The following is a 2,783-nucleotide window of genomic DNA, read 5'->3' as shown; positions in this document are numbered from 1 at the left end:
CGCCCTCCTCGCCAGGAAGGAGCCGGCGAAGCCCGCGGCGGCACCGGCAGGGCCAGCGGCCAGTAGCAGCCCCGCGGCCACAGCGACCACCGCGCCGGCCGTCGTCGTCGAAGAGAACGAGGCCGGCGCACTCCGCACCCTCAAGCTCGCCGACATCCGCCCCAACCCGTACCAGCCGCGCAAGGAATTCCGGCCGGAGGAGTTGGCGGATCTCGAGAACAGCCTCCGTGTGAACGGGTTGCTGCAGCCCATCACCGTGCGCCCCGAACCCAACGGCAAGGGCTTCGAGCTCATTGCTGGTGAGCGCCGCTATCGCGCCGCCAGCCGGCTCGGGTGGACCGACATCCCCGCCTTGGTCAAGCCGGTCGACGACCGCATGCTGGCCACGCTGGCGATGATCGAGAATCTGCAGCGCGCCGATCTCGACCCCATCGAAGAGGCCGACGGCTATCAGCGGCTGATCGATGACTTCGCGTTGACGAACCAGGAAGTGGCCGACGTCGTGGGGAAGGACCGCTCCACCGTCGCGAACGCGCTTCGGCTGCGCCAGCTCCCCGCGAGCGTGCGCCGAATGCTGCAGGACAAGCAGCTCACTGCGGGTCACGCCCGCGCGCTGCTGCCGTTGGCCACGGAACGCGCCATCGTGGACATGGCCCGCGAGGTGGTAGCCAACAGCTGGTCGGTGCGCGAAGTCGAGCGGCGCGTGCAGGCCGGGCGGCCCAAGCCCCCGGCTGCTGGGAAGAAGACCGACGCCCCCGCCCCCACACCGGCCGGCGCCTCCGGCGCGGTGGTGCGCCAGATCGAAGAAAAGCTCCGCCGGAAACTGCAGACCGGCGTGTCCATTCAGTTGACAGCCAAGGACAAGGGCGAAGTCCGCATCGCCTTCTTTTCCAACGATGATCTCGAGCGCCTCCTCGAAGTGCTCGGCGTTTCGCTGGACTGAAGTCCACGAAATTTAGCGCCATAAAGGCGTCATCAACGGAACATCAAGAGATCATTAATATGAAGGTCAATAGCTTCCGCGCGTTCATGCTTTCCACGACGGCCGTGGCCCTCGCCTTCGCCACCGCATGCGGGGGCAAGGACGGCGCGACCGCCGACAGTGGCGCCGCGGCCGCCCCGGCGTTCAAGGTCGCCCTGCTCACCCCGGGGCCGATCTCCGACAAGTCGTGGAACGGCGGCGCGTACGATGGCCTCACCATGCTGCGCGACTCCCTCGGCGCCCAGATCTCGCACATCCAGACCAAGACCCCGGCCGAGTTCGAGGAGAACTTCCGGCAGTACGGCGCCCAGGGGTACACGATGGTGGTGGGGCACGGCTTCGAATTTCAGGATGCCGCGTCGCGCGTCGCCCCGTCGTACCCGAAGACGAACTACATCGTCACGTCCGGCCGAGTGGTCGCCCCCAACCTCGCCGGCGTCGCGTTCCTTTTCGAAGAGGCGTCGTATCAGGCCGGCATGATCGCCGGCGCGATGACCAAGACCAACAAGCTCGGCCTCATCGCCGGCACTGAGCTGCCGCCGGTGAAGGCCAGCTTCGAAGCCTTCACCCGCGGGGCGAAGGCCGTGAACCCCAAGGTCGAGGTCATCACCAGCTACATCGGCAACTGGGATGACGTGAGCGCCGGCAAGGAACAGGCGCTCGCGCAGATCAACCGCGGGGTCGACGTGCTCTTCCAGAACGCCGACGCCGCCGGTCTTGGAATCTTCCAGGCCGCCAAGGAGAAGCGCGTGTACGCCTTCGGCACCAACGCCAACCAGAACGACGTCGCCCCCGACGTCATCCTCGGCAGCGTCGTGATCGATCTCCCCAAGGCGTTCATGCTCCTCGGCCGCGAGATGCAGAACGGTACCTTCAAGGGCCGCGTCATCAGCCTCGGCGTGAAGGAGGACGTGGTGCGCCTCGTGCTCAATCCCGCGCTGCAGGCCAAAATCCCTGCCGCGGCCATCGCCGCCTCCGACAGCGTGGGGGCACTCCTCCACGCCGGCACGTTCAGCGCGCTCAAGGATCTCACCGTGGGTGCGGACAGCGCCAAGCCCGCGACGCCGGCCAAGTAAGCGGCGCCCCCCTCTTCGCGACCCGCATGTCGAACCCGGACGCCGATCGCATTCTCGCCGCCGCCACCGGCAACGGCATCGAAGGCCCACACGCGCCCCTGCGTGAGGTAGTCCGCGCGCTCGACACCGAGCTGCGGACCTTCGACATCCCCGATTACGGCGGTGCGGTGAACGGGTTGCAGGTGGCCAACCGCGGCACCGTCCATAAGGTGGCGGTCGCGGTAGATGCGTCGCGCGCCGCCGTCACCGAAGCGGCGATCTGCGGCGCGAACCTTCTGGTCGTGCACCACGGGCTCTTCTGGGGCGGCGCGCAACCGCTCACCGGTGTGGCCTACGAGAAGTACCGCACGCTCTTCGGTGCCGACATCGCGGTGTACTCCACCCACCTCCCGCTCGACTGCCACGCCGAGCTGGGCAACAACGTGCGACTCGCGCGCGCGCTCGATCTGACCCCCTCGGCCGGGTTCGCGCGCTACAAGACGATCGACGTGGGGGTGATGGGGGAAAGCGAAGTGCCCACCACCGAACTCGTCGAGCGCGTGCAGGCCTTCGCCGCCCGCTACGGCAGCCCGGTGCGCACCTCCATCCCCACGGGCGGTCGGACCACGAGACGGTGGGCCATCTGCACGGGCGGCGGGGCCAGCAGCGACACGCTGCGGGAAGCTCGCGAACGTGGCATCGACACCCTCATCGTAGGAGAGGGGCCGCACCACACGACGGTGGAA

The 2,783-nt window shown here is 68.1% G+C and carries 3 protein-coding genes; all 3 read left to right on the top strand.

Translation table 11 applies throughout. From position 1 onward, the window contains the following. On the top strand, positions 1 to 943 hold a 943-nt coding region (locus ACIQ6O_RS15930), incomplete at its 5' end, for a ParB/RepB/Spo0J family partition protein (RefSeq protein WP_396208756.1). A gap of 59 nt (positions 944 to 1,002) precedes the next feature. Beyond that, positions 1,003 to 2,058: a BMP family protein gene (locus ACIQ6O_RS15925; RefSeq protein WP_396208755.1), complete on the top strand. Its 1,056-nt coding sequence runs from the start codon at positions 1,003 to 1,005 to the stop codon at positions 2,056 to 2,058. Positions 2,059 to 2,084: 26 nt separating this feature from the next. Next, positions 2,085 to 2,783, top strand: a 699-nt coding sequence (locus ACIQ6O_RS15920) for a Nif3-like dinuclear metal center hexameric protein (RefSeq protein ID WP_396208754.1), incomplete at its 3' end; no start/stop codon positions are given.

The sequence above is a fragment of the Gemmatimonas sp. genome (assembly GCF_044345575.1).
In the GTDB taxonomy this organism is placed as follows: domain Bacteria; phylum Gemmatimonadota; class Gemmatimonadetes; order Gemmatimonadales; family Gemmatimonadaceae; genus Gemmatimonas.
This window is presented reverse-complemented; position numbering and strand designations above follow the sequence as displayed.